The following is a 22,851-nucleotide window of genomic DNA, read 5'->3' as shown; positions in this document are numbered from 1 at the left end:
CAGACACAATCATACACCCAGAAAATGCCTCGGCTTCCAAACCCCCGCTGAGGCCTTCTTCCCGTTGCACTTCGAATGTGAATCCACACCCGGATCAAGTCCGGGATGACGGAAGAAGGATCATCGATCACGTACAAAGGGGAGCACGCATGTTCGACACGACCGCCTTTCTGTTCGGGGCCGGGCATTTCCTGATCGCCTTTGCGATTGCGTGTCTGTTCCTCGCGATCTTCAAATGGCTGTATCAGGTCTCGACGCCGTACGACGAGCGGCGGCTGGTGGCGGAGGGCAATATGGCCGCCGCGATCACCTTCGGCGGGGCGATCGTCGGCTTCGCGCTGCCGCTCGCCTCGGCGCTGGAGGTGACCGCCAACCCGCTGGAGTTCGTGGCATGGGGCGTGCTGGCCGGGGTGATCCAGGTGGTGGCGTCGCTGGTGGTGCGGCGTATCGTGATCCGCGATCTGGTGGCGCGGATCGAAACCGGCAATGTCGCGAGCGCGGTCTATATGGCGGCGACGTCGATCGCGGTCGGGCTGCTCAACGCCGCCTGCATGAGCTATTGAGAGCGACGCGATGACCGATTCCTTCCCCACCCGCCGCAAGCGTTCCGCCGCCGCCGGGCTGACCGCCGCGGGCGCGCTGGCGATGCTGTCCGGCTGCGACGGCACCCCCGATCAGCGGCAGTTCGGCCCGCCGACCGAGGTGTCGGCGTTCAAGACCGTCGACGAATGCGTCGCCAGCGGCGCGTTCGCCAAGGTGACGTGCGAGAATGCGGCCAAGGAAGCCGCGAACACCGACGGCAAGGCCGCGCCGCGCTTCGAGGAGAAGAGCCTGTGCGAGGACCAGTTCGGGTCCGGGCAATGTCTGGCGCGCAACGAGGGCGGGCAGAGCTTCTTCGTGCCGCTGCTGACCGGGTTCATGATCGGGCGGCTGCTGAACGGGTCGGGCTATCGCTACAACGGCCTGTACCAGAACCGGCGCGACGGCAGCTGGTACACGCCGTCGGGCGCGTGGCTGTACGGCGGCGGCTATGGCGGGCGCGGGTATAATTATCAGGTCGGGTCGCGCGCGGTCACCGCGCCGATCACCACACAGCGCATCCAGACGCGCAGCTCGGTGGTGTCGCGTGGCGGGTTCGGCGGGCGCGTCTCGGCGCGGTCGAGCGGCGGCTGGGGCGGCGGGCGCTCGTTTGGCGGATGACGCAGCCGATCGCCGCGTGATGCGTTCGCGGGTGGAATGATCGACAGAAGGACAGGGATGACCCGGCTTTTCCACGTCAGCGACGTTCATTTCGGCGCGGAGGACCCGGACGCGGTCGCGTGGTTCCGCGACGTGGTGGCGGACGAGAAGCCCGACGCGGTCATCATGACCGGCGACCTGACGATGCGCGCGACCAAGCGCGAGTTCGATGACGGCGGCGCGTGGCTGAAGAGTCTCGGCGTGCCGGTGACGCTGGAGGTCGGCAACCACGACATTCCCTATTATTGGGATCCGCTGCGGCGGCTGTTCGCGCCCTATTCGCGCTATGCCGCGGTCGAGAAGATGATCGAGCGGCCGCTGGAAATCCACGGCATCACGATCGTCCCGCTCAAGACCACGGCCCGGGCGCAATGGCGCTGGAACTGGTCGAAGGGGCGTGTGAGCACCGGCTCGCTGCGCCGCGCGCTGGCGCTGGTCGAGGCGGCGCCGCGTGGCAATCTGATCTTCGTCGCCGGGCATCATCCGCTGATCGACGGCGGCAGCCAGGGGACCGCCAAGACCAGGCGCGGCGATGTCGCGCTGGCGGCGCTGGCGGATGCCGGGGTCCATGCGGTGCTGTCGGGGCATGTCCATGATCCGTTCGACATGCCGTATGAGCGCAACGGCTGGCGGCTGCGGCTGATCGGCGCGGGGACGCTGTCGAAGCGGACGCGCAACTCGCCGCCGGCGTTCAACGAGATACGGGTGGAGGGGGATCGCTTCGAGACGTTGGTGCGGACGATGTCGGCGCAGCCGGTGTATCCGATCAGCGAGATGAGCGCGGCGGGGCGGTAAAGGGCTTCACTCTCTATCCGTTCGTGCTGAGGAGGCGTTGAGCCTGTCGAAACGCCGTCTCGAAGCATCCTTCGAGACGAGGCTTCGACAGGCTCAGCCTCTCCTCAGGACGAACGGAGGTTGGGAAGGTCGAGCGGGCCATTAGCGCAGGGGGGCGGCAAAGATGGCTTTCGGGCGCCACACCCCCTATCTTCCGTCCGTGCCCAAGAAACCCAGCCCCGGCCTGCCGACGCGCGAGCAGATCCTCGATTTCATCACCTCCTCCGCGACGCCCGCGGGCAAGCGCGAGATCGCGCGCGCTTTCGGCCTGACCGCGCAGCAGAAGATCGCGCTCAAGGCGCTGCTGAAGGACATGGGCGACGAGGGGCTGATCGACTCCGCGCCCGGTCGCGCGTTCCACAAGATGGGCGGGCTGCCGAAGGTGACGGTGCTGCGGATCGTCGACGTCGATCAGGGCGGCAACGTCTGGGGCGTGCCCGAGCGCTGGGAGGCCGACGTGCCGACCCCGCGCATCCGCGTCCGCGACCGCAAGCACGGCGCGCTGGGCGTGGGCGAACGCATCCTCGCGCGGACCGAGGAGACCGGCGGCGGCTGGACCGCGCATCCGATGAAGGTGCTCGCGCCGGCGTCCGAACAGGTGATCGGCGTGCTGCGCCGCGAGGGCGACCGACTTTGGTTGCAGGGGGTCGAGAAGAAGGAGCGGCGCGAATATCTGGTGTCGGATGCCGGCGGAGCGGCGGCGGGCGATCTGGTCAGCGCCGAGATCGCCGGCCGCCCGCCGCGCGTGATGGCGAAGGTGGTGCAGCGGCTCGGCGATCCGTTCGCGCCGCGCAGCTTCTCGCTGATCGCTATCCACAAGCATAACATTCCGGATGTCTTCGCGCAGGAAGCGCTCGACGCGGCGGAGCAGGCGGCGCGGCAGCCGCTGGGCGATGGGCGCGAGGACCTGACGCATTTGCCGATCGTCGCGATCGACCCCGCCGATGCGCGCGACCATGACGATGCGGTCTGGGCGACCCCCGACGATGACCCTGCCAACGACGGCGGGTGGAAGGCGATCGTCGCGATCGCCGATGTCAGCTTCTACGTGCGGCCGGGCAGCGCGATCGACCGCGAGGCACGCGCGCGCGGCAATTCGGTCTATTTCCCCGATCGCGTCGTGCCGATGCTGCCGGAGATATTGTCGGCGGATGTCTGTTCGCTGAAGGCGGGCGAGGATCGGGCGGCGCTGGCGTGCCATTTGCAGGTGTCGAAGGATGGGGCGCTCAAGAGCTGGCGGTTTACGCGGGCGGTGGTGCGGCTGGCGGCGAACATTGCCTATGAGGAGGCGCAGGCGGCGATCGACGGCGGCAGCGGGTTTGCGTGGGACGCGGCGCTGACCGAGACCGCGCTGGTGCCGCTCTGGGATTGCTGGCGCGCGCTGGCGGCCGCGCGCGACAAGCGCGAGCCGCTCGACCTCGATCTGCCCGAGCGGCGGGTGGTGCTCGACGAGAAGGGGCGGATCATGTCGGTGGCGGCGCGCGAGCGGCTCGACGCGCACCGGCTGATCGAGGACTTCATGATCGCCGCCAACGTCGCCGCCGCCAAGGCGCTGGAGGCGAAGAAGGCGCCGGTGATGTACCGCGTCCACGAAGCGCCGGCGCGCGAGAAGCTGGTCGCGCTCAAGGACTATCTCGAAACGTTCGAGGTGCCGTTCGCGCTGGGGCAGGTCGTGAAACCGGCGACCTTCAATCGCATCCTCGATCGCGTCGGCGACGTGCCGTTCCGGCCGGAGATCATGGAGCAGATCCTCCGCTCGCAGACGCAGGCCTATTATGCGCCTGCGAACCACGGGCATTTCGGGCTGTCGCTGGGCAGCTACGCGCATTTCACCTCGCCGATCCGCCGCTATGCCGACCTGATGGTGCATCGCGCCTTGGTCTCCGCTTACGCGCTGGGGCCGGGCGGGCTGAACGGCGACGAGGATTTCGAGCTGGCGGGCACGACGATCAGCAAGCTGGAGCGCCGCGCGATGGAGGCCGAGCGCGAGACGATCGACCGCTATGTCGCCGCCTTCCTGTCGGAGCGGGTCGGCGAGCTGGTCGAGGTGCGGATCACCGGCGTCACCAACTTCGGTTTCTTCGCGACCGTCGACGGGATCGGCGGCGACGGGCTGATGCCGGTGCGCGATCTGGGCGGCGAATATTTCCGCTTCGACGAGGCGGCGCGGCGGCTGGTCGGCGAGCAGAGCGGCGAGGAATATGCGCAGGGGCAGCGGCTGGAGCTGCGGCTCGCCGAGGCCAATCCGGTGTCGGGGGCGCTGCGCTTCGAGCTGCCCGAGGGGCGCTATGGCGGTGCGCGGACCGAGCGCGCGCCGGCGAAGGGCGTCAAGCCGCCGCGCGTGCTCAAGCGGCGCGGGCGGCCCGGCAATCTGCGTCACCAGAACCGCAAGAAGTAAGAAGGAGTTCGCATGTCCGGCACGATCATGGCGGCGCTGATCGCCAAGGCGCGCAACCGCGTCACCTGGCATTTCACCTCGGCGGGCGCGACGTCGAAGGAGACCGCGACGAAGTTCCCGACGCCCAAGTCGCGGCTAGACCGGCGCGTGTTCGAGCGGATGGTGGCGTTCGGCGCGATCGAGAAGACACCGGAGGGGCTGTACTGGCTCAACGAGACGCGGCTGTCGGATTACCGCAAGGAGTCGCTGGCGCGGGTGCTGGGTATCCTCGCGATCGCCGGGTTCGCGGCGGCCGGCGCGATGGCGGTCGGCGGGTAGGCCCGGCGACGCTGCCGGCCCTGCGGCGGAAGTAGGTCCGTCAGCGCCAGCATTTCACATCATTGAGGATCGTCACCCCGGGCTTGCCCCGGGGTCTCGCTGTTGCCCGCACATCGGGTGAAACGCCGGACCCCGATGCGAGACCGGGGTGACGGCTGTTGGACGATCGGCCGGGCGCTCTCTTGCGGCCGGAGGCTTCGCCATGCCCGTCGTCCACAATCTGTCCACAGCTTGCGAACGTTCAATCCACAGCCTGTCCACAGGTCGGCAAACCGGCTGACCGCCATCTGCCAACCAACTGTCCACCGACTTATCCACAGGCGCATGACCCGCAGGGCGGTGGCGCGCCACGCGTGCAGGCGCTAACCGGGCAGCCATGTCGCACCGTCCCAACCGCCTGTATCTGTCCTCCGACGCGCTGGTCGCGAACTGGCGCGCGCTGGCGCGGCTGAGCGGGGCGGCGGCGTGCGGGGCGGCGGTGAAGGCCGATGGCTACGGGCTCGGCGCACGCGAGGTGGTGCCGCGGCTGCTCGACGCCGGGTGCCGCGACCTGTTCGTCGCGACCTGGGCGGAGGCGGCGGCGATCGCCGACCTGGTTGTCGGGCGCGATGCGACGATCGCGGTGCTGCACGGGTTGCGCGAGGCGGACCTGCCGCTCGCGGACCTGCCCGGCGTCCGCCCGGTGCTGAGCACCGCCGCGCAAATCGCGCGCTGGCGGCTGGTCGCGCCCGGGCAGCCGTGCGACGTGATGGTCGACACCGGCATGAACCGGCTCGGGATCGGTAAGGCGGAGGTCGCGGGCGGGCTGCTCGACGGGCTGGCTATCGACACGCTGCTGAGCCATCTCGCCTGCGCCGACGAGCCCGGGCACGCGCTCAACGAAACGCAGCGCGCGCGCTTCGCGGCGCTGGCGGGGCGGACCGCGGCGACGCGGATGAGCCTCGCCAATTCGGCGGGGATCGCTTTGGGCGCCGGCTACCATTTTGACCTCACGCGGCCGGGGCTGGCGCTGTACGGCGGCGTGCCGGTCACCGGGCTGGCGGGGGCGATCTGCCCGGTCGCGACGATCGCGGCGGAGGTGCTGCAATGCCGGACGGTGCGCGCGGGCGAGACGGTCGGCTATAACGCGACGTGGCGCGCGGAGCGCGACGTGGCCGTGGCGGTGGTGAACCTCGGCTATGCCGACGGCTATCGCCGCGCGCTGTCGAGCCGCGGCTGCGCGTTCGCGGGCGATACGCCGCTGCCGGTGATCGGGCGGGTGTCGATGGACCTGCTCGCGCTCGACGCCAGCGCGGCGGCGGTGCGCGAGGGCGACTGGGTGCGGTTCGACGACGATCTGGTCCATGTCGCCGCCGCCAGTGGGGTCAGCCAGTATGAATTGCTGACCGGGCTGGCGGACCGGTTCGAGCGGATGTGGTCGTAGATCGATGGCCCCGTTCGGCGTTCCGGACCCTTCGACAAGCTCGGGAGAGCCTTGATCCGGGGTCCGCTCTGTCCGGCCACGCGGAGAAAAGAAGCGGGATCCCGGATAAAGTCCGGGATGTCGGTCGATCTCAGGCGATCGTCCGCAGCCAGTCGGTGAGCGGGTCGTAGAGCAGGGCGCGCGCGCGCCCGCCGACCATCATTCCGACATGCCCGGCGGCGAGGTCGCGGCGTGACGCAAGCCCGACCGCGGTGGTGGCGGGGGTGATGCGATCGGTGAGCGAGACGAATTCGGTGGCGGGGCAGGACAGCGCGTGCGGGTCGACCGCGCGGCCGCCGACCTGCCACGCGCCGCGCCCCGGCCGGTCGTTGGCGAGCAGCGCCTCGAACAGGTCGGCCCCCGCGGCATAGGTGAGCGGCGCGCCGCCGTTCGCCCAATCCTCGAGCTGGACGAAGTCGGCGGCGCGGCCGGCGGGCATCGTCGCGAAGGCGGCATATTTGGCGATCGTCCGCGCCGGGTCGAGCTGCCAGAACGCGGTCTGGAGCACCTCCATCGGCAGCACGCCCAGCGCCTTTGCGCCCGGCGCGACCTGCGCCCAGAGCGCGGCGAGCGCGGCGCGTGCTTCGTCGCCATAGCCGGCGAAATGCCACGGCGCGGCGATCGTCGCGACCCCGGCGACGCGACCGGGCGCGGCGGCCGCCGCGGCGGCGAGCGCGAGCGTCCCGCCGAGGCAATAGCCGACCAGCAGCGCCGGTCGGTCGAGCCGCCCGAGCAGCGGCAGCAACCGCCGCGTGACATGGCCGGCGAGGTCGAGCCCGGCATCCTGCGCGCGCGGCGTTCCCCAGTCGACCAGCCACGGGTGGAAGCCGGCGGCGGCGAGATGCGCGATCAGCGAGCGGCCGGGCGCGAGGTCGAGCACATATGGTGGGTTGATGAGCGACGGCACCAGCACCACGGGCACGCCGGTGCTGCCGCGCGCGCCGTCGCGCAGCCGTGCCGCGCCACTGCGATAGCGGATCGGGCGCATCCGCCGTCGCGTGCGCGGCGCTTCCTGATAGCGGCGCAGCCCGACGAGGGCCGCGGCGGCACGTTGCGGCGATGTTGCAGTTTCGCGGCGCAGCATGTCGAGGAACAGCGGAAGCGGTCGCGGACCGTATCCAGCGTGTTGCAGCGCCACATTTTGTGCAATACCACGAACGGGTTCGGTCACGGGGATCTCGCGCGATGAAGAAGCAGCATGGTACCGACGGGGTGGTCGTCATCAAGAAGTACGCCAACCGCCGGCTCTACAATACCGAAAGCTCCTCCTACATCACGCTCGAACATCTCGCGGCGATGACGCGCGAAGGCCGTGAATTCAAGGTGGTGGACGCCAAGACCGACGAGGACATCACTCACAACGTCCTCACCCAGATCATCATGGAGGCGGAGAGCCGCGGGCAGACGATGCTGCCGGTCAATTTCCTGCGCCAATTGATCGCGCTGTACGGCGATTCGATGCAGGCGATGGTGCCCGACTATCTCGATGCGTCGATGGACAGCTTCCGCCGCAACCAGGCGCAGTTCAAGACCGCGGTCGAGGGCGCGTTCGCGGGATCGCCGTTCGCGGAGATCGCCAAGCGCAACCTCGAGATGTTCGAGGCCGCGGCGCAGGCGTTCAAGCCGCCGGTCGCGCCGGTTGCGCCGGTAGCGGCGGGCAAGGACGGCGAGATCGCCGCGCTCAAGGCCGAGCTGGCGCAGTTGCGCGACAAGGTCGACAAGCTGGGCGATTGAGCCTTGTCTTCGCGGATTGGATCTACCTGTCCGGCGCCGTCATCCCGGACTTGATCCGGGATCCTGCTTCTACTGTTCAGCGCGTCGGCAAGAGGAAGCGAGGTCCGGATCAAGTCCGGGGCGACGAACCTGTGATCCGTCATCGCGAGCGTAGCGAAGCAATCCAGCGTCGGACCAGGACGCCCTGCATCGCTTCGCTACGCTCGCAACGACGATTATTACTATCGACCTTACGTCATCATAACCTAGCGCGGCTTGACGAACTTGAGCGTCATCCGGTCGCTTTCGCCGATCGCGGCATATTTGGCGCGGTCGACATCCTTGAGCGCGTAGCTGGGCGGCAGCGTCCACACCCCGCCCGACCAGTCGGCCGTGTCTTTGGGGTTGGCGTTGACCTCCGACTTGCCCGCCAGCCTGAACCCGGCCGCGGTCGCGAAGCCGATCACGCTGCTCGGCTTCATATAGCCGCTCTTCTCCTCGGCGGCGGAGTCGCGCGCTTCGGGCAGGCGATGCTCGACGACGCCGAGCGTCCCGCCGGGCTTGAGCATCCGGAACATCGCCGCGAACATCTGCCGCGCCTGATCCGCGCCGCCGAACCGCCAGTTGTGGACGTTGCGGAAGGTGAGCACGACGTCGGCGCTGCCATCGGGGACGCTCGGCTGACCCGCCTGCGCGGGGAGCGCGGCGAGCTGGACCTTGCCATAGGTCGCGGCATCCTTGCCCTGGAGTCCGCGAACGCCGTTCAGCCCCTTCTCCCACGGGCCGGCGACATAATAGCGCCCGCGCGCGACGGTGAGCGGCGCGAGAATTTCGGTATACCAGCCCGCGCCCGGCCAGACCTCGACGACGGTATCGGTCGGCTTGACCCCGAAGAAGGCGAGCGTCTCGGCGGGGTGGCGGTAAGGGTCGCGCGCGATATTGGCGGGGGTGCGCGTCGGTGCCGCTACCGCGGCGGCGATCGGCGCGGGGGCGCGCGGCGCGGCGCTGGCCGTGACAGGCAAAGCGGCGGGCAGGGCGAGCAGCAGGACGGGAGCGAGACGATGCATGGACGTAAACCTCTCCGCGATTGGATGCGCCGGAGGCTGACGTGGCGATGAGCGATACGCAAGACCTGCCGTACGTCGTCGCGGCGATGGCGCTGTTCGTCGCGATCGTCGCAGGGTGGCGCGAGCATCGTCGCCGGGCGCGCGCGGACCCCGATGCGGTGGGCTGGGTCGACTGGACGCTGGTGCAGGTCGTCGCGCTGATCGTGGCGGCGATTGCGGGGTGGGTGGCGCTGAAGGCGTGAGACGGCGGCGGGAACCACTGCCCGCGCGTCGGGTTGTGATGCGATCGAAGGCTCACGTCGCGACGCACGCCGCGCACCGCTGCCCGGATCGCCGGCAGCGCGGTCTCGCTACGGCCTTCACCCCTACGGGCAGGTGTATGCATGAAGCCGGATCTATGTACGATGTCGCCGAACGTCAGTGCTGATGACGGCGTGGTGACCGTGCTGTCGCGCTGCGGCGCCAGCTATAATCTCACCGCCGAGGCCGCGATGCGGCTGAGCGAGGAACTGGTGCGCAGCGCGGCGCGTGCGCGCGGGCAGCAGCGCATGAGCGAACCGCGCGCCGACGACCGGTTGCGCTAGCGCATCCTTATTCCGGCTGCCCCGACTGGCGCGGGGTGACGGTGGCGACGATCACTGTCGCGGCGGCGCGGCCGACATCGTCCTCAACGGTGACGCGCCAATGACCTTCCTCGGCATAATGCGGGTGGTCGGCGAGATAGCGCCCCAATTGCTGCACCGCCTGATTGCGCGCGGCGGGCAGGTCTGCGCAGTCGACCGTGGTGCGTTCGGACTCGCGTCCTGCGAAGATGATGGTGAACTGCGGCATCCCGGCCCTTCGACGTGTCATTGCCTTCAACGATCGGGGTGGCCGGTGGATGCCGTCCCTTTGTACATTTCTGCTCAGTAGAAGCGCCGCAGCGTCAGCGTGCGGCGCCGGCCGGTGCAATCGTCGAGCGTGACGACGCGCCCGGCGGTGCCGGCCGGCCACGCCGCCAGCGGGCTGCGCGCATAGGCGGGGCCGACGCGCGTGCCGTCGACGGCGCAGATCGTGTCGCCCTCCTGCCAGCCGGCCGCCGCCGCCGGGCTGCCGCGCATGACGTGCAGGACGCGCAGCCGCTCCCCCGCCAGCGCGAGCAGCAGCCCGCTGGTCGAGCGCAATGTCGGCGCGTCGGTCTGCGGGGTCGGGCCGAGCAGCATGTGCCCCGCTGCGGGATCGAGCAGCACGCGGTAGCGTTGCAGGAAGCCCGAGCCGATCCGGCCCGCGACCCCGATCGTGTCGGAAAAGCCGCCGGCCGGCTCGACCCGCACCTCGACATCGCGCGCGATCGCGTCGCCGATGCGCAGCGCGGGGACGATCGCCATGTCGCTGACCACCGCGCCGGCGAGCCCGAACGACACGGTGGTGGTCACCGGCCCCGCCGCGGCGCGCGCGGTCGCCCAGGCCGCCGGGCCCAGCGTGATCGCCGATCCGTCGCCGGTATCGACCACCATCGGTGCCAGCGTCGCGCCGGCCGCACCGATCGCGCTGACATAGACCATCCGCTCGGGCGCGATCGACAGCGGTGCGGTGACGCCCGCGAACGGTCGCGCGCCGCTGCGCAACAGCCGGAAGCGGCGCGCCTGATAGTCGATGTCGAGCGCATAAGGCGCGGTGAGGTCGCGCCCGACGAGCAGGTCGACCGCCAGTGCGCTGCCGGTCGCGGCGGCGGGGAGGTCGGCGACCGCGAGGCTGCCGCCGCGCCGCGTCACCGCGCCGATCGCCACCGCGCGGGTCGCGACGCGGCCGATCGCGACGCTGCCGCCGATCACGGTCGCGCGCCCCTCGGCGCGGACCGGGAGGCGATAGGCCTCGGCGAAGCGCCGCGCGAGGACGGAATAGCTGACCCCGGTGTCGAGGATCGCGGTCACCGGCCGGCCGTCGACCGCCATGGTGAAGCGGATCTGGTTGCCGGGGGTGAGGTCGAACGGGATCCAGCGGCCCTCGGCATCATCGGCGAGCGTCGAGCGCCCGACCCACGCCGCGCGCGGTTCGGGCAACGGCGCGGCGGCGAGCGCGAGCGGCAGGAGCGAGAGGATCGGCACGCGGTTGGTGTAGCGGATCGTATGGGCGTGTCACGGGTTTGGGCGTCGTTGCCCAATCTCGTCATCGCCGCGAAGGCGGGGATCCAGACGCGCGGATCTGTCGATAGCGGCGCGACGTCCAAGGTTTCGGATTTCCGCCTGCGCGGGGATGATTGGGGCGGGAGCAAGTAACCCGTCATCCCGGACTTGATCCGGGATCCCGCTTCTTACTCCGCGCGCGAGGAAGAAGCGCGGCTCCGGATCAAGTCCGGGGCGACGAAGGGGGGTGTAGGGGCGACGATTGGGGGCGCTTTTACAGGCACGCCTCCAGATAGGCCTGGTCGAAGCCGAACTGCTTGGCCTTGTCGATCGTGTACGGGCGCAGCCCCATCGAGCGGTACTCGCCGATGATCTTCCCGTCGGCGCTCTCGTCGAGATATTCGAATTTGAATAATTCCTGCGTGACGATCACCGGGCCTTCCATCCCGATCACCTCCGTCACGTTGGTGACGCGGCGGCTGCCGTCGCGCAGGCGCTTGACCTGGATGATCATGTCGACGCTGTCGGCGATCTGGCGGCTGATCGCTTCCTTGGGCACCTTGATGTCCGACATCATCACCATGTTCTCCATTCGCGCCAGCGCCTCGCGCGGGGAGTTGGAGTGGAGCGTGCACATCGAGCCGTCGTGGCCGGTGTTCATCGCCGCGAGCATGTCGAAACACTCGCTGCCGCGGATTTCGCCGAGGATGATGCGGTCCGGGCGCATACGCAGCGCGTTCTTGACGAGGTCGCGGATGCTGATCTCGCCCTGACCCTCGAGATTGGCGGGGCGGGTTTCGAGCGGCAGCCAGTGCGGCTGCTGCAGGCGCAATTCGGCGGCGTCCTCGATCGTCAGCACGCGCTCGCCCGGGTCGATCATCTTCGACAAGGCGTTGAGCATCGTCGTCTTGCCCGAGCCGGTGCCGCCCGAAATGACGATGTTGAACCGCGACGCGCCCGCGACCTTGAGCGCGGTCGCCATCTTCGGGCTCATGCTGCCGAAGCCGGCCATCATGTCGAGCGTGATCGGCTTGGCGGAGAATTTGCGGATCGAGATCGCGGTGCCGCGCAAGCTGAGCGGGGGCACGATGACGTTGACGCGGCTGCCGTCCTTGAGGCGCGCGTCGGCGAGCGGGGTGGTCTGGTCGACGCGGCGACCGACCGAATTGCAGATGCGCTGCGCGATCTGGAACAGATGCTCCTCGTCGCGGAACTGGATCTGCGCGATCTCCAGCTTGCCCTTGCGCTCGACGAAGGTCTGGTCGGGGCCGTTGACCATGATGTCGCTGATCTCGGAGTCGCTGAGCAATTCCTCGAGCGGCCCGAGCCCCAGCAATTCGTCGACCAGCACCTTTTCGAGCGCGAACTGCTCGCGGCGGTTGAGCGTCAGCTTCAGCTCGGCGAGCACCTCGCCGATGATCGGGCGGAATTCCTCGGCCAGCTCGTCCTTGCCGAGCGTCGCGGCGGCCTCGGGATCGACGCGCTCCAGCAGGCGCGGCAGCACCTGCTCCTTGATCTTGTGGATCGACGCCTCGAAGCCTTCCATGCGGCTCGCCCCGGCCTCGCCGGTCGCGTTCTGGCGATCCGACAGCCGCTGCATCGCGTCGACCTGGCCGGGCGGGGTGAGCGGGTCGAGCGCGGCGATCGCGTCGAGCGGCGCGGCGGTCTCGACCGGCTGGTCTTCGCGCGCGCCGCCGGGCTGGACGTGCATCGGGCGCGCGACCCCGAAGCCGCCGCGCACGCCGCCGTTGTTGCCGCCGCTACCCATGCCGCCGTTGCGGCGTCCGAACGCGTTCATTGACCCTGATCGTCCTCGAATTGGCTCAAGGATGATCGCTAATGTGCAAGCCTTTCGATTTGGCTAACTATCCGGGGTTGCATGCTTGTGGAGCAGGGTGCGGAACGCGGTGCGTCGCAGCGGCGGCGGCAGCGAGGCGTCCCCCGCCACCGCCGCCGCCCGCGCGATCAGCGTCGTGGCGCGGGCGCGATCGGCGGCATCGCCGGGCCGCAAGGTCGCGGTGGGGAAAGCGGCGCGCAAGTTCGCCTCGTCCTCGTCGAAGCCGAAGCGCGACCAGCCGCGCGCGGTGGCGGCGAGCAGCAGCGGACCGAGCGGGGTGGCAAGACGGGTCCAGCGCAACGTCTCGCCCGCGCCGCCCGCTGCGGCGGCGTGCGGCGTCATGCCGAGCCGCGTGGCATCGGCGTAGAAGCGACTCGGCGCGGCATAGCCGGCGGCATAGATCGCCGCGGTCACGTTGTCGGCCCCGCGCAGCGCCGCGAGCACGCGATCGGCGCGGCAGGTCCGCGCATAAGCGGCCGGGGTGACGCTGGTCAGGCGGTGGAAGAGGCGGTGAAAATGATGCGGCGCATATTCGACCGCCGCCGCCAGCGCGGCCAGCGGCGGCGCGGCGTCGCCGCCGAGCAAGGCGGCCGCGGCGACCACCGCCGCGCGGTCGCGCGCGACCGCGTCGGGCAGGCAGCGCCGACAGGCGCGATAGCCGGCCGCACGCGCGGCGGCGGCATCGGGGAGGAAGGCGACATGCTCGCGGCGCGGTCGGCGTGCCGCGCAACTCGGCTTGCAATAGATATGCGTGCTGCGCACCGCGACCACGAACCGCCCGTCGAACGTGCGGTCGCGACGCGAAAAGGCATCCCATGCGGTATCGGGATCGATGGTCGCGCTCATTCCCCCGATGTAGGCGTGACGCGCACGCGGCGCATCCCGCGGCTTGCGTCCAAAGCTCCCGCGCTGACATCATGGCGGTTTCACTCCGGTTGCATCGCGGTTCCCCCTTTGCTACGCGCGCCGTACCCAAGCGAGGCGCACCCGGTGTGCGCCATCCGTTCGCATGGGTGGGGCACCCTTGGGTCATGACGAGGAAAGTGGATCGCGTGGATAGTTCCAGCGGTAATCAGGGCAGCAGCATCCAGGCCGGCCTCGGCGGCCGGTATGCGAGCGCGCTGTTCGATCTGGCGGTGGAGGCCCGTGCGGTCGATCGCGTCGAACAAAGTCTGACGGCGGTGCGCGATGCACTGGCGGCGTCGCGCGATTTCGCGGCGCTGGCCGCTTCGCCGGTCATCGCGCGCGGGCAGGCGGTCAAGGCGGTGCTCGCCACCGCCGACGAACTGGGGCTCGATCCCACGACGCGCAGCTTCCTCGGCGTGCTGGCGGAGAACCGCCGCCTGTCGGCGCTGCCGAAGATCATTCGCGCGTTCCGCGCCATGGCCGCGCAGCATCGTGGCGAAACCACCGCCGAGGTCACCAGCGCGCACCCGCTTTCGCCCGAGCAGGTCGACGAGCTGAAGCAGCAGCTCCGCCGTCGCGTCGGTCGCGAGGTGACCGTCGACCTAGCGGTCGATCCGCAGATCCTGGGCGGCCTGGTCGTCCGCATCGGTTCCCAGATGATCGATTCGTCGATCCGCACCCGTTTGAATGCGCTTGCCAGCGCGATGAAAGGCTGAGTTGATGGACATTCGCGCCGCAGAAATCTCCCGCGTCATCAAGGACCAGATCGCCAACTTCGGCACCGAGGCGCAGGTTTCGGAAACCGGGCAGGTGCTCAGCGTCGGTGACGGCATCGCGCGCATCTACGGGCTCGACAACGTCCAGGCGGGCGAGATGGTCGAGTTCGCCAATGGCGTGCAGGGCATGGCGCTCAACCTTGAGGCCGATAATGTCGGCGTCGTGATCTTCGGCTCGGACGCCGAGATCCGCGAGGGCGACACCGTCAAGCGCACCGGCACGATCGTCGACGTGCCGGTCGGCAAGGGGCTGCTCGGCCGCGTGGTCGACGGGCTCGGCAATCCGATCGACGGCAAGGGCCCGATCGCGTCGGAGCAGCGCAGCCGCGTCGAGGTGAAGGCGCCGGGCATCATCCCGCGCAAGTCGGTGCACGAGCCGGTGCAGACCGGGTTGAAGGCGATCGACGCGCTGGTGCCGGTCGGCCGCGGCCAGCGCGAGCTGATCATCGGCGACCGCCAGACCGGCAAGTCGGCAATCGCGATCGACACGTTCATCAACCAGAAGCAGGCGAACGCCGGCACCGACGAATCGAAGAAGCTGTATTGCGTCTATGTCGCGGTCGGCCAGAAGCGCTCGACGGTCGCACAGCTCGTTCGCACGCTCGAAGAGAATGGCGCGATGGAATATTCCATCGTCGTCGCCGCGACCGCGTCGGACCCCGCGCCGCTGCAGTTCCTCGCGCCCTACACCGGCACCGCGATGGGCGAATATTTCCGTGACAACGGGATGCACGCGGTGATCGTGTTCGACGATCTGTCGAAGCAGGCGGTCGCCTATCGCCAGATGTCGCTGCTGCTGCGCCGTCCGCCGGGCCGCGAAGCCTATCCGGGCGACGTCTTCTATCTCCACTCGCGCCTGCTGGAGCGCGCGGCGAAGATGAACGAGGCGAACGGCTCGGGCTCGCTGACCGCGCTGCCGATCATCGAGACGCAGGCCGGCGACGTGTCGGCCTATATCCCGACCAACGTGATCTCGATCACCGACGGCCAGATCTTCCTCGAAACCGATTTGTTCTTCGCGGGCATCCGCCCGGCGATCAACGTCGGCCTGTCGGTCAGCCGCGTCGGCGGCGCCGCGCAGACCAAGGCGATGAAGAAGGTGTCGGGCTCGATCAAGCTGGAGCTGGCGCAATATCGCGAGATGGCGGCGTTCGCGCAGTTCGGCTCGGACCTCGACGCCTCGACGCAGAAGCTGCTCAACCGCGGCGCGCGGCTGACCGAGCTGCTCAAGCAGCCGCAGTTCAGCCCGATGCCGTTCGAGGAGCAGACCGTCTCGATCTACGCGGGCACCAACGGCTTCATCGACACCGTGCCGGTCGCCGACGTCAACCGCTACGAAGCGGCGATGCTCAGCTACATGCGCGCCGATCATGCCGACGTGCTGACCGCGATCCGCGACAGCCGCGAGCTGGGCAAGGACACCGAGGGCAAGCTGAAGGAAGCGCTCGGGCAGTTCGCGAAGACGTTCGCGTAATCAATCCGTCGCCCCCGCGAAGGCGGGGGCCCATGTCTCTATCCAGCAGAGACACCGTTCGTTGAGATAGAGATGGGTCCCTGCCTGCGCAGGGACGACGAGAAGAAGGACAAGATGGCGTCACTCAAGGCCCTCAAGATCCGCATCGGCTCGGTGAAGTCGACGCAGAAGATCACCAAGGCGATGAAGATGGTCGCCGCCGCCAAGCTGCGCCGCGCGCAGGAGGCGGCGGTCGCGGGGCGTCCCTATGCCGAGCGGCTGGAGGGCGTCGTCGCCAGCCTCGCGCGCAACGTCGGGGTCGGCGCGTCGCCGCTGCTGGCGGGCACCGGCAAGGATCAGGTGCATCTGCTGGTCGTCGCGACCTCGGAGCGCGGTCTGGCGGGTGCGTTCAACACCAACATCGTCCGCGCCGCGCGCCGCAAGGCCGAGGAGCTGGAAGCCGCGGGCAAGACCGTGCGCTTCTATATCGCCGGCAAGAAGGGGCGCGTGATGAAGCGCTTCTACCCGACCGGGATCGTCGCCGACCATGACCTGTCGGCGATGAAGACCGCGAGCTTCGATGCCGCCAGGGACATCGCCGACGACCTGATCGCGCGCTTCAAGGCCGGCGAGTTCGATGTCGCGCATCTGTTCTACGCGCGCTTCCAGTCGGCGCTGGTCCAGGAGCCGATCGGCGCGCAGATCATCCCGGTCGCGATCCCCGAGGTGAAGGGCGCGAAGGCGTCCGACGCGACGGTGGAATATGAGCCGAGCGAGGAAGCGATCCTCGACGATCTGCTGCCGCGCAACGTCGCGATCCAGATCTTCCGCGCGCTGCTGGAGAATGCCGCCTCGGAGCAGGGCAGCCGCATGACCGCGATGGACAATGCGACCCGCAACGCCGGCGACATGATCAAGCGGCTGAGCATCCAGTACAACCGTGCGCGTCAGGCGGCGATCACGACCGAGCTGGTCGAGATCATCTCGGGCGCCGAGGCGCTGTAAGTCACGTCATCGCCTCTCTCCAAGAGAGGCGCACTATGTTAAAGCAGACAGAAACCCCCCGGCTACGCAGGGGCGACGAAGAGGTAAGACAATGGCCACCGTCCTAGAGGATCGCCCGACTCACCTTACGGGCCAGACCAACAACACCGGCCGCATCAGCCAGGTGATCGGCGCGGTGGTCGACGTGCATTTCGACCAGCAGCTGCCGGCGATCCTGTCGGCGCTGGAGACCGAGAACAACGGCGTCCGGCTGGTGCTCGAGGTTGCGCAGCACCTCGGCGAGAACACCGTCCGCACGATCGCGATGGACTCGACCGAGGGGCTGACCCGCGGCCAGACCGTCACCGACACCGGCGCGCAGATCCTGATGCCGGTCGGCCCCGCGACGCTCGGCCGGATCATGAACGTCATCGGCGAGCCGATCGACGAGCGCGGCCCGATCGCCACCGACCTGCGCGCGCCGATCCACGCCAAGGCCCCGGACTTCGTCGACCAGTCGACCGAGAACGCCATTCTGGTGACCGGCATCAAGGTCATCGACCTGCTCGCCCCCTATGCGAAGGGCGGCAAGATCGGCCTGTTCGGCGGCGCGGGCGTCGGCAAGACCGTGCTGATCCAGGAGCTGATCAACAACATCGCGAAAGGCCATGGCGGCACCTCGGTGTTCGCGGGCGTCGGTGAGCGGACCCGCGAGGGCAACGACCTGTACCACGAGTTCCTCGACGCGGGCGTCATCGCCAAGGATGCCGAGGGCAATGCGGTCAGCGAGGGATCGAAGGTCGCGCTGGTCTATGGCCAGATGAACGAGCCCCCTGGGGCACGCGCTCGCGTGGCCCTTTCCGGCCTCGCGATCGCGGAATATTTCCGCGATCAGGAAGGGCAGGACGTGCTGTTCTTCGTCGACAACATCTTCCGCTTCACGCAGGCGGGCGCGGAAGTGTCGGCGCTGCTGGGCCGTATTCCGTCGGCGGTGGGCTATCAGCCGACGCTGTCGACCGACATGGGTGCGCTGCAGGAGCGGATCACCTCGACCAACAAGGGCTCGATCACCTCGGTGCAGGCCGTCTACGTCCCCGCGGACGATCTGACCGATCCGGCACCGGCGACCTCGTTCGCGCACCTTGACGCGACGACCGTGCTCAACCGCGCGATCTCCGAGCTGGGCATCTATCCGGCGGTCGATCCGCTCGATTCGACCAGCCGCGTGCTGGAGCCGCGCACCGTCGGGCAGGATCACTACGAAACCGCGCGTGCGGTGCAGGCGACCTTGCAGAAGTACAAGTCGCTGCAGGACATCATCGCGATCCTCGGGATGGACGAGCTGTCCGAAGAGGACAAGCTGACCGTCAGCCGCGCCCGCAAGATCCAGCGTTTCCTGTCGCAGCCGTTCCACGTTGCCGAAGTGTTCACCAACATCCCCGGCAAGTTCGTCCAGCTGGAGGACACGATCCGCAGCTTCAAGGCGGTGGTGAACGGCGAATACGATCACCTGCCCGAAGCGGCCTTCTACATGGTCGGCGGGATCGACGAGGCGATCGCCAAGGCCGAGAAGATGGCCAAGGAGGCGTAAGGCTTCTAAGCGCTTAGCCCTCCCCCCTTTTGGGGGAGTTCGGGGGTCGGTCATGCCGCCCGGCATGACCTGAGCATTTCGGGGTAATGTTTACCCCCGGACTGGTTGGGTGAGGGGCCGCCACGCGCGTTGGCGCTAGTTGGACGGTCACCCTCCCTCACTGCCCCTCACCCCCGCCCTCTCCCCGGAGGGGAGAGGGAGTTAAGGTACGATCATGCTGCACTTCGAACTCGTCACGCCTGCCCGCCTGCTCATCTCCGAGGACGTTCACATGGTGACCGTGCCCGGCACCGATGGCGACTTCGCGGTGCTGGAGGGCCATGCGCCGTTCATGTCGACGATCCGCGACGGCGCGGTGCTGGTGCAGAAGACGCCGGGTGGCCAGCCGGAGACGATCGCCATCCGCGGCGGCTTCGCCGAGGTCAATGCGCGCGGGCTGACCGTGCTGGCAGAGCACGCGGGCTGAGCGTCTAGAAATCGCCTGACTGTTACCCCGGACGTGATCCGGGGTGCTCGGCAGAAATGTCATTGCGAGCGTAGCGAAGCAATCCAGCGCGTCCCGATGCGGCCCTGGACTGCTTCGCTACGCTCGCAATGACATTTGGGTGAGCCGGTGTTTGCCTGAACAACGGCCAAGAAGAAGCGGGATCCCGGGTCGAGTCCGGGATGACGTCGAGTTGCCGGGTTTCAGATCAACGGCATCGCCGTCACTTCTCCTCCTCGCCGTCGTCGTCCCTCTTGCTGTCCATCGCGGCCGCGATCGTGTCGATCGCCGCACTGTCCTTGCTCTCGATCGCGGTGAGCACGACCCCGGCCATCGTCCCCAGCGCGCCGCCGTGCGGGTCATAGGCGACGCGGCGCAGCGCCGGCACCGCCGCGTCATATTCCTTCTTGCGGACGTGCATCGCCGCCACCTGCATCGCCAGCCCGCTGTCGAACGGCGCGAGCATGAACGCATAGTCGAGCCCCTTCTCGGCATTGGGGCTCATCGCGCCGCCGGCCGAACGCAGCGCCTGATAATGCGCGACCAGCGGCCACGGATCCTCCGCATCCTGATGGTTGGCGGTGATGAACCATTGCCGCGCCGCCTTCCAGCGCGCGGGGTCGGTGACATGCTCCTGTTCGGCGAGCGCCGACTGCGCCATGCCGCGATAGATCAACGCCTCGCGCAGCCCCGGCCGGGCTGCGAGCGCGCGCGCCGCGGCGGCGTCGGCGGCCGCATAGGCGCCGGTGTCATATTCGGCCTCGGCGAGCGCAACCTGCACCGCCGGGTCATTCGGATAGTCCGCCGCGATCTTGCGCGCGGCGGCCGCGACGGCGGGGGCGGTCTTGGGGTTCACGCCACGGGTCGAGCGGAGCACGACCGGCATGATCGCCTCCTCACCCGGTGTCAGCGCACGCGTCGTCACCGGGCCGATCGGCAGCTTGTCGATGTTCATGCCCAAAATCGGCAGCTTGCGCCGCGCGTAATTGTTCAGCTCGCGGTCGAGCTTGCGCGGATCGCCGAGCAACGCCGCCGCCGCCTTTGGGTCGCCGCCTTTTTCCAGCGCCTTGAGATAGGCGGCCAATTGCGGGCGGCGCTCGTTGTTGAGCAGCATGTAATGCGTCAGCAGCCACGCCCGGCCATAGAAGACCTGTTTCTGGTTCGGATCGAGCCGCTTGTCGCCGGGCGACATCGTCAGCAGATCGCGCATCGGCACGAGGCTGTCGTCGATCAGGCCATAGGCGCGATACAGCGGCGGCGCGCCGATCAGCAGCCGATCGGGCTCGAACACCATCGGGGCGTTGAACTCGGCGAAGCCCTCGACGAACCACGCCGGAAACGGTTGATCGCCCCATGACGAGAACATGAAATGGTGCGCATATTCGTGGAGCAGCACCGCCTGCGGGGTCAGCGCCAGCTTGCCGGTGTCGTTGGTCTTGCGCGGCACGAACGCGACCGGGCCGGACAGCCGCGGCATATAGACGCCGGCGGCGTTGCGGTTGCCAAGCAGCTTCTGCAGCGTCGGCACGTCCTTGACGACGAACACCCGGACGCGCTGCGTCGGGCTGAACGCCGGGTCGGCCATGCCGCGCATCACGCGCATCGCCTTGTCGAACCGTTCAAGCCGGGTGGCGAACTCGATGACCTTGTCGGGTTCGTCGTCCGAATAGACGACGAAATGGCGCGACGAGGCCTGTTGCCACGTCGCCGCTGCCGGTGCTGCCATCCCCAGGGCCAGCGCCGCTGCAGCCCACCACCTACGCATCCTGTGCCCCCGTCCCTCTTCCCCGCAGTTAGACTAGGAGAAGTGCGTCGGCGGTCAAGCGACCCCGATCAGGCGTCGTGGAATTGCAGGCTGGCGAGTCGCGCATAGAGCCCGCCCGCACCGATCAGCGTCGCATGGCTACCCTCCTCGACGATCCGACCGCCGTCCATGACGACGATCCGCGACGCGGCGCGGACCGTGGCGAGGCGGTGCGCGATGACGATCGTGGTGCGCGACGCCATCAGCCGTTCGAGCGCGTCCTGCACCAGCCGCTCGCTCTCGGCGTCCAGCGCGCTGGTCGCCTCGTCGAGCAACAGGATCGGCGCGTCGCGGAGCAGCGCGCGCGCGATCGCGACGCGCTGACGCTGCCCGCCCGACAGCCGTGCACCGCCCTCGCCAAGAAAGGTGTCGAGCCCCTCGGGAAGCGCGCGCAGGAAGTCGGCGGCGTTGGCCGCCTCGGCTGCGGCCCACACCTGCGCGTCGTCGGCGTCCCAGCGGCCGTAGCGCAGATTGTCGCGCGCGCTGGTGCCGAAGATCACCGTCTCCTGCGGCACCATCGCGATCCGCGCGCGGATCGCCGCGGGGTCGGCGCGGGTGAGGTCGACGCCGTCGACCAGCACCTCGCCGCGTGCGGGCTGGTAGAAATGCTGGAGCAGCTGGAACAGCGTCGACTTGCCCGCGCCCGACGGGCCGACCACCGCCAGCGTCTCGCCCGGCGCGACCTCGAGCGTGAAATCATGGAGCGCGGCGACATCGGGGCGGCTGGGGTAGCGGAACTCGACGTGGCGGAAGGCGACGCGGCCCTGCGGCGGCTGCGGCAGCGCGACCGGGTGCGCGGGCGGGGCAATCTCGGGGCGTTCGGCGAGCAACTCGCTCAACCGGCCCGCCGCGCCGGCACCGCGCAGCAGATCGCCATAGACCTCGGTCAGCGCGCCGAACGCGCCCGCGACGATCCCCCCGGTCAGCACGAAGGCCGCGATCGCGCCGCCCGACAGTCGTCCGGCGGCGACGTCGTCCGCGCCTTCCCACAACACCAACGTGATCGCACCGAAGATCAGTCCGATGACGATCGCGGTCATGATCGCGCGCAGCGCGACCCGCTTGCGCGCCGCCGCCATCGTCGCCTCGACCGCGTCGGTGAAGCGCGCGCTTTCGCGTGCCTCCTGCCCGAACGCCTGGACGATCTTCATCGCGCCCAGCGTCTCGACGACGATCGAGCCGACATCGGCGATCCGGTCCTGCGAGGTGCGCGACAGGTTCCGGACGCGCCGTCCGAGCAGGGCGATCGGTGCGATGATGAGCGGGATGCCGGCGAGCAGCATCGCCGCCAGCTTGGGCGAGATCGCGAACAGATAGATCAGCCCGCCGATCGCGGTGAACGAATTGCGCAACGCGATCGACACGGTGCTGCCGACCACCGTCTCGATCTGCCCGGTGTCGGCGGTGAGCCGCGAGGCGATTTCGGATGGGCGGTTGGTTTCGTAGAAGGACGGGCTGAGCGTCATCAGGTGCCGCTGCACCTCGGTGCGGATGTCGGCGACGACGCGCTCGCCCAGCCAGGCGACGAAATAGAAGCGCACCGCGGTGCCGAGCGCGAGCACGACGACGATCATCAGCATATAATGGAACGAGGACGCCACGGATTCGGCGGAGGCACCGTTGCCGGCGAAGCCGCGGTCGATCACGCGTTTGAAGCTGTAGGGAATCGCGATCGTCGCGCCGGAGGTGACCGCCAGCGCGCTAAACGCCGCGGTAATCTGGAGCGGGTATTTGCGGGCGTGGCGGAAGACCATCGCCAGATTGCCGAGACGGCGGGAAGGAGCGACGTCGGAAACGCTGGCCATGCGCGCGGCCTAGCAGCGCGTGCCGGCCCGCTCAACGTGTCGTGAGGGGTTTAGCGCGGGTCGGGCCCGGAATTC

The 22,851-nt window shown here is 68.9% G+C and carries 22 protein-coding genes and 1 pseudogene; 15 read left to right on the top strand and 8 right to left on the bottom strand.

Features of this window, described 5'->3' with window-relative positions; genetic code table 11:
• From FHS97_RS17800 to alr, 7 genes and pseudogenes are all read left to right on the top strand, one after another.
• Positions 1-109 (top strand): annotated as a pseudogene (locus FHS97_RS17800) (IS30 family transposase); the annotation flags it as partial.
• A gap of 40 nt (positions 110-149) precedes the next feature.
• Complete coding sequence (locus FHS97_RS14060) at positions 150-563, top strand: DUF350 domain-containing protein (RefSeq protein WP_184039115.1); 414 nt, start codon at positions 150-152, stop codon at positions 561-563.
• 10 nt (positions 564-573) lie between these two features.
• Positions 574-1,200 (top strand): DUF1190 domain-containing protein, encoded by a 627-nt coding sequence (locus FHS97_RS14055; RefSeq protein WP_184039112.1) that lies wholly within the window; start codon positions 574-576, stop codon positions 1,198-1,200.
• Between the two features lie 57 nt (positions 1,201-1,257).
• Positions 1,258-2,034, top strand: a complete 777-nt coding sequence (locus tag FHS97_RS14050; protein ID WP_184039109.1) for a metallophosphoesterase family protein — start codon at positions 1,258-1,260, stop codon at positions 2,032-2,034.
• A gap of 163 nt (positions 2,035-2,197) precedes the next feature.
• Positions 2,198-4,471, top strand: coding sequence for a ribonuclease R family protein (locus tag FHS97_RS14045; RefSeq protein WP_184039106.1), 2,274 nt, complete (start codon positions 2,198-2,200; stop codon positions 4,469-4,471).
• A 12-nt stretch (positions 4,472-4,483) separates the two neighbouring features.
• On the top strand, positions 4,484-4,789 hold the full coding sequence (locus tag FHS97_RS14040; protein WP_184039103.1) for a hypothetical protein: 306 nt from the start codon (positions 4,484-4,486) through the stop codon (positions 4,787-4,789).
• A 376-nt stretch (positions 4,790-5,165) separates the two neighbouring features.
• Positions 5,166-6,212 carry an alanine racemase gene (alr, locus tag FHS97_RS14035; RefSeq protein ID WP_184039100.1) on the top strand — a complete coding sequence of 349 codons (1,047 nt, stop codon included), beginning with the start codon at positions 5,166-5,168 and terminating at the stop codon, positions 6,210-6,212.
• Between the two features lie 130 nt (positions 6,213-6,342).
• Here alr and FHS97_RS14030 read toward each other — a convergent pair whose 3' ends face one another.
• Positions 6,343-7,335 carry an alpha/beta hydrolase gene (locus FHS97_RS14030; RefSeq protein WP_184039185.1) on the bottom strand — a complete coding sequence of 331 codons (993 nt, stop codon included), beginning with the start codon at positions 7,333-7,335 and terminating at the stop codon, positions 6,343-6,345.
• A 101-nt stretch (positions 7,336-7,436) separates the two neighbouring features.
• Here FHS97_RS14030 and phaR point away from each other — a divergent pair, with 101 nt between their 5' ends.
• Positions 7,437-7,985, top strand: coding sequence for a polyhydroxyalkanoate synthesis repressor PhaR (gene phaR, locus FHS97_RS14025; protein WP_184039097.1), 549 nt, complete (start codon positions 7,437-7,439; stop codon positions 7,983-7,985).
• 245 nt (positions 7,986-8,230) lie between these two features.
• Here the strand turns inward: phaR and FHS97_RS14020 are convergent, their stop codons facing one another.
• Positions 8,231-9,031 (bottom strand): class I SAM-dependent methyltransferase, encoded by an 801-nt coding sequence (locus FHS97_RS14020; RefSeq protein ID WP_184039094.1) that lies wholly within the window; start codon positions 9,029-9,031, stop codon positions 8,231-8,233.
• Between the two features lie 47 nt (positions 9,032-9,078).
• Between FHS97_RS14020 and FHS97_RS14015 the strand changes: the two genes are divergently transcribed.
• A complete protein-coding gene (locus FHS97_RS14015; RefSeq protein ID WP_184039090.1) occupies positions 9,079-9,273 on the top strand; it encodes a hypothetical protein in 195 nt (64 codons plus the stop codon).
• Positions 9,274-9,414: 141 nt separating this feature from the next.
• Positions 9,415-9,615, top strand: a complete 201-nt coding sequence (locus tag FHS97_RS14010) for a hypothetical protein (RefSeq protein ID WP_184039087.1) — start codon at positions 9,415-9,417, stop codon at positions 9,613-9,615.
• Between the two features lie 7 nt (positions 9,616-9,622).
• On the opposite strand, the gene FHS97_RS14005 is transcribed toward FHS97_RS14010, so the two are convergent.
• The 4 genes from FHS97_RS14005 to FHS97_RS13990 all read right to left on the bottom strand — a co-directional run bounded on the left by FHS97_RS14005 (position 9,623) and on the right by FHS97_RS13990 (position 13,819).
• Positions 9,623-9,862: a DUF6894 family protein gene (locus FHS97_RS14005; protein ID WP_184039085.1), complete on the bottom strand. Its 240-nt coding sequence runs from the start codon at positions 9,860-9,862 to the stop codon at positions 9,623-9,625.
• Positions 9,863-9,936: 74 nt separating this feature from the next.
• Positions 9,937-11,118 carry a retropepsin-like aspartic protease gene (locus FHS97_RS14000; protein ID WP_311770271.1) on the bottom strand — a complete coding sequence of 394 codons (1,182 nt, stop codon included), beginning with the start codon at positions 11,116-11,118 and terminating at the stop codon, positions 9,937-9,939.
• Between the two features lie 292 nt (positions 11,119-11,410).
• On the bottom strand, positions 11,411-12,934 hold the full coding sequence (locus FHS97_RS13995; RefSeq protein WP_184039082.1) for a TadA family conjugal transfer-associated ATPase: 1,524 nt from the start codon (positions 12,932-12,934) through the stop codon (positions 11,411-11,413).
• A gap of 63 nt (positions 12,935-12,997) precedes the next feature.
• A complete protein-coding gene (locus FHS97_RS13990) occupies positions 12,998-13,819 on the bottom strand; it encodes an Ada metal-binding domain-containing protein (protein ID WP_184039079.1) in 822 nt (273 codons plus the stop codon).
• A 185-nt stretch (positions 13,820-14,004) separates the two neighbouring features.
• Here FHS97_RS13990 and FHS97_RS13985 point away from each other — a divergent pair, with 185 nt between their 5' ends.
• The 5 genes from FHS97_RS13985 (at position 14,005) to FHS97_RS13965 (ending at position 19,149) form a co-directional block, all read left to right on the top strand.
• Positions 14,005-14,595 carry a F0F1 ATP synthase subunit delta gene (locus tag FHS97_RS13985; protein ID WP_184039179.1) on the top strand — a complete coding sequence of 197 codons (591 nt, stop codon included), beginning with the start codon at positions 14,005-14,007 and terminating at the stop codon, positions 14,593-14,595.
• Positions 14,596-14,599: 4 nt separating this feature from the next.
• On the top strand, positions 14,600-16,129 hold the full coding sequence (gene atpA, locus FHS97_RS13980; RefSeq protein ID WP_184039076.1) for a F0F1 ATP synthase subunit alpha: 1,530 nt from the start codon (positions 14,600-14,602) through the stop codon (positions 16,127-16,129).
• 114 nt (positions 16,130-16,243) lie between these two features.
• Positions 16,244-17,113, top strand: coding sequence for a F0F1 ATP synthase subunit gamma (locus tag FHS97_RS13975; protein WP_184039073.1), 870 nt, complete (start codon positions 16,244-16,246; stop codon positions 17,111-17,113).
• A gap of 91 nt (positions 17,114-17,204) precedes the next feature.
• Positions 17,205-18,683 (top strand): F0F1 ATP synthase subunit beta, encoded by a 1,479-nt coding sequence (atpD, locus tag FHS97_RS13970; RefSeq protein WP_184039070.1) that lies wholly within the window; start codon positions 17,205-17,207, stop codon positions 18,681-18,683.
• Between the two features lie 211 nt (positions 18,684-18,894).
• On the top strand, positions 18,895-19,149 hold the full coding sequence (locus FHS97_RS13965) for an ATP synthase F1 subunit epsilon (protein WP_184039176.1): 255 nt from the start codon (positions 18,895-18,897) through the stop codon (positions 19,147-19,149).
• 241 nt (positions 19,150-19,390) lie between these two features.
• On the opposite strand, the gene FHS97_RS13960 is transcribed toward FHS97_RS13965, so the two are convergent.
• Together FHS97_RS13960 and FHS97_RS13955 are read right to left on the bottom strand one after the other, a co-directional pair.
• Complete coding sequence (locus FHS97_RS13960) at positions 19,391-20,893, bottom strand: hypothetical protein (RefSeq protein ID WP_184039068.1); 1,503 nt, start codon at positions 20,891-20,893, stop codon at positions 19,391-19,393.
• A 107-nt stretch (positions 20,894-21,000) separates the two neighbouring features.
• Positions 21,001-22,776, bottom strand: coding sequence for an ABC transporter transmembrane domain-containing protein (locus tag FHS97_RS13955; protein ID WP_184039066.1), 1,776 nt, complete (start codon positions 22,774-22,776; stop codon positions 21,001-21,003).
• Between the last annotated feature and the right edge of the window lie 75 nt (positions 22,777-22,851).

The sequence above is a fragment of the Sphingomonas endophytica genome (genome assembly GCF_014199415.1).
Taxonomy (GTDB): Bacteria; Pseudomonadota; Alphaproteobacteria; order Sphingomonadales; family Sphingomonadaceae; genus Sphingomonas; species Sphingomonas endophytica.
Note: the sequence above shows the minus strand (reverse complement) of the source record. Positions and strands in the feature narration are given on the sequence as shown.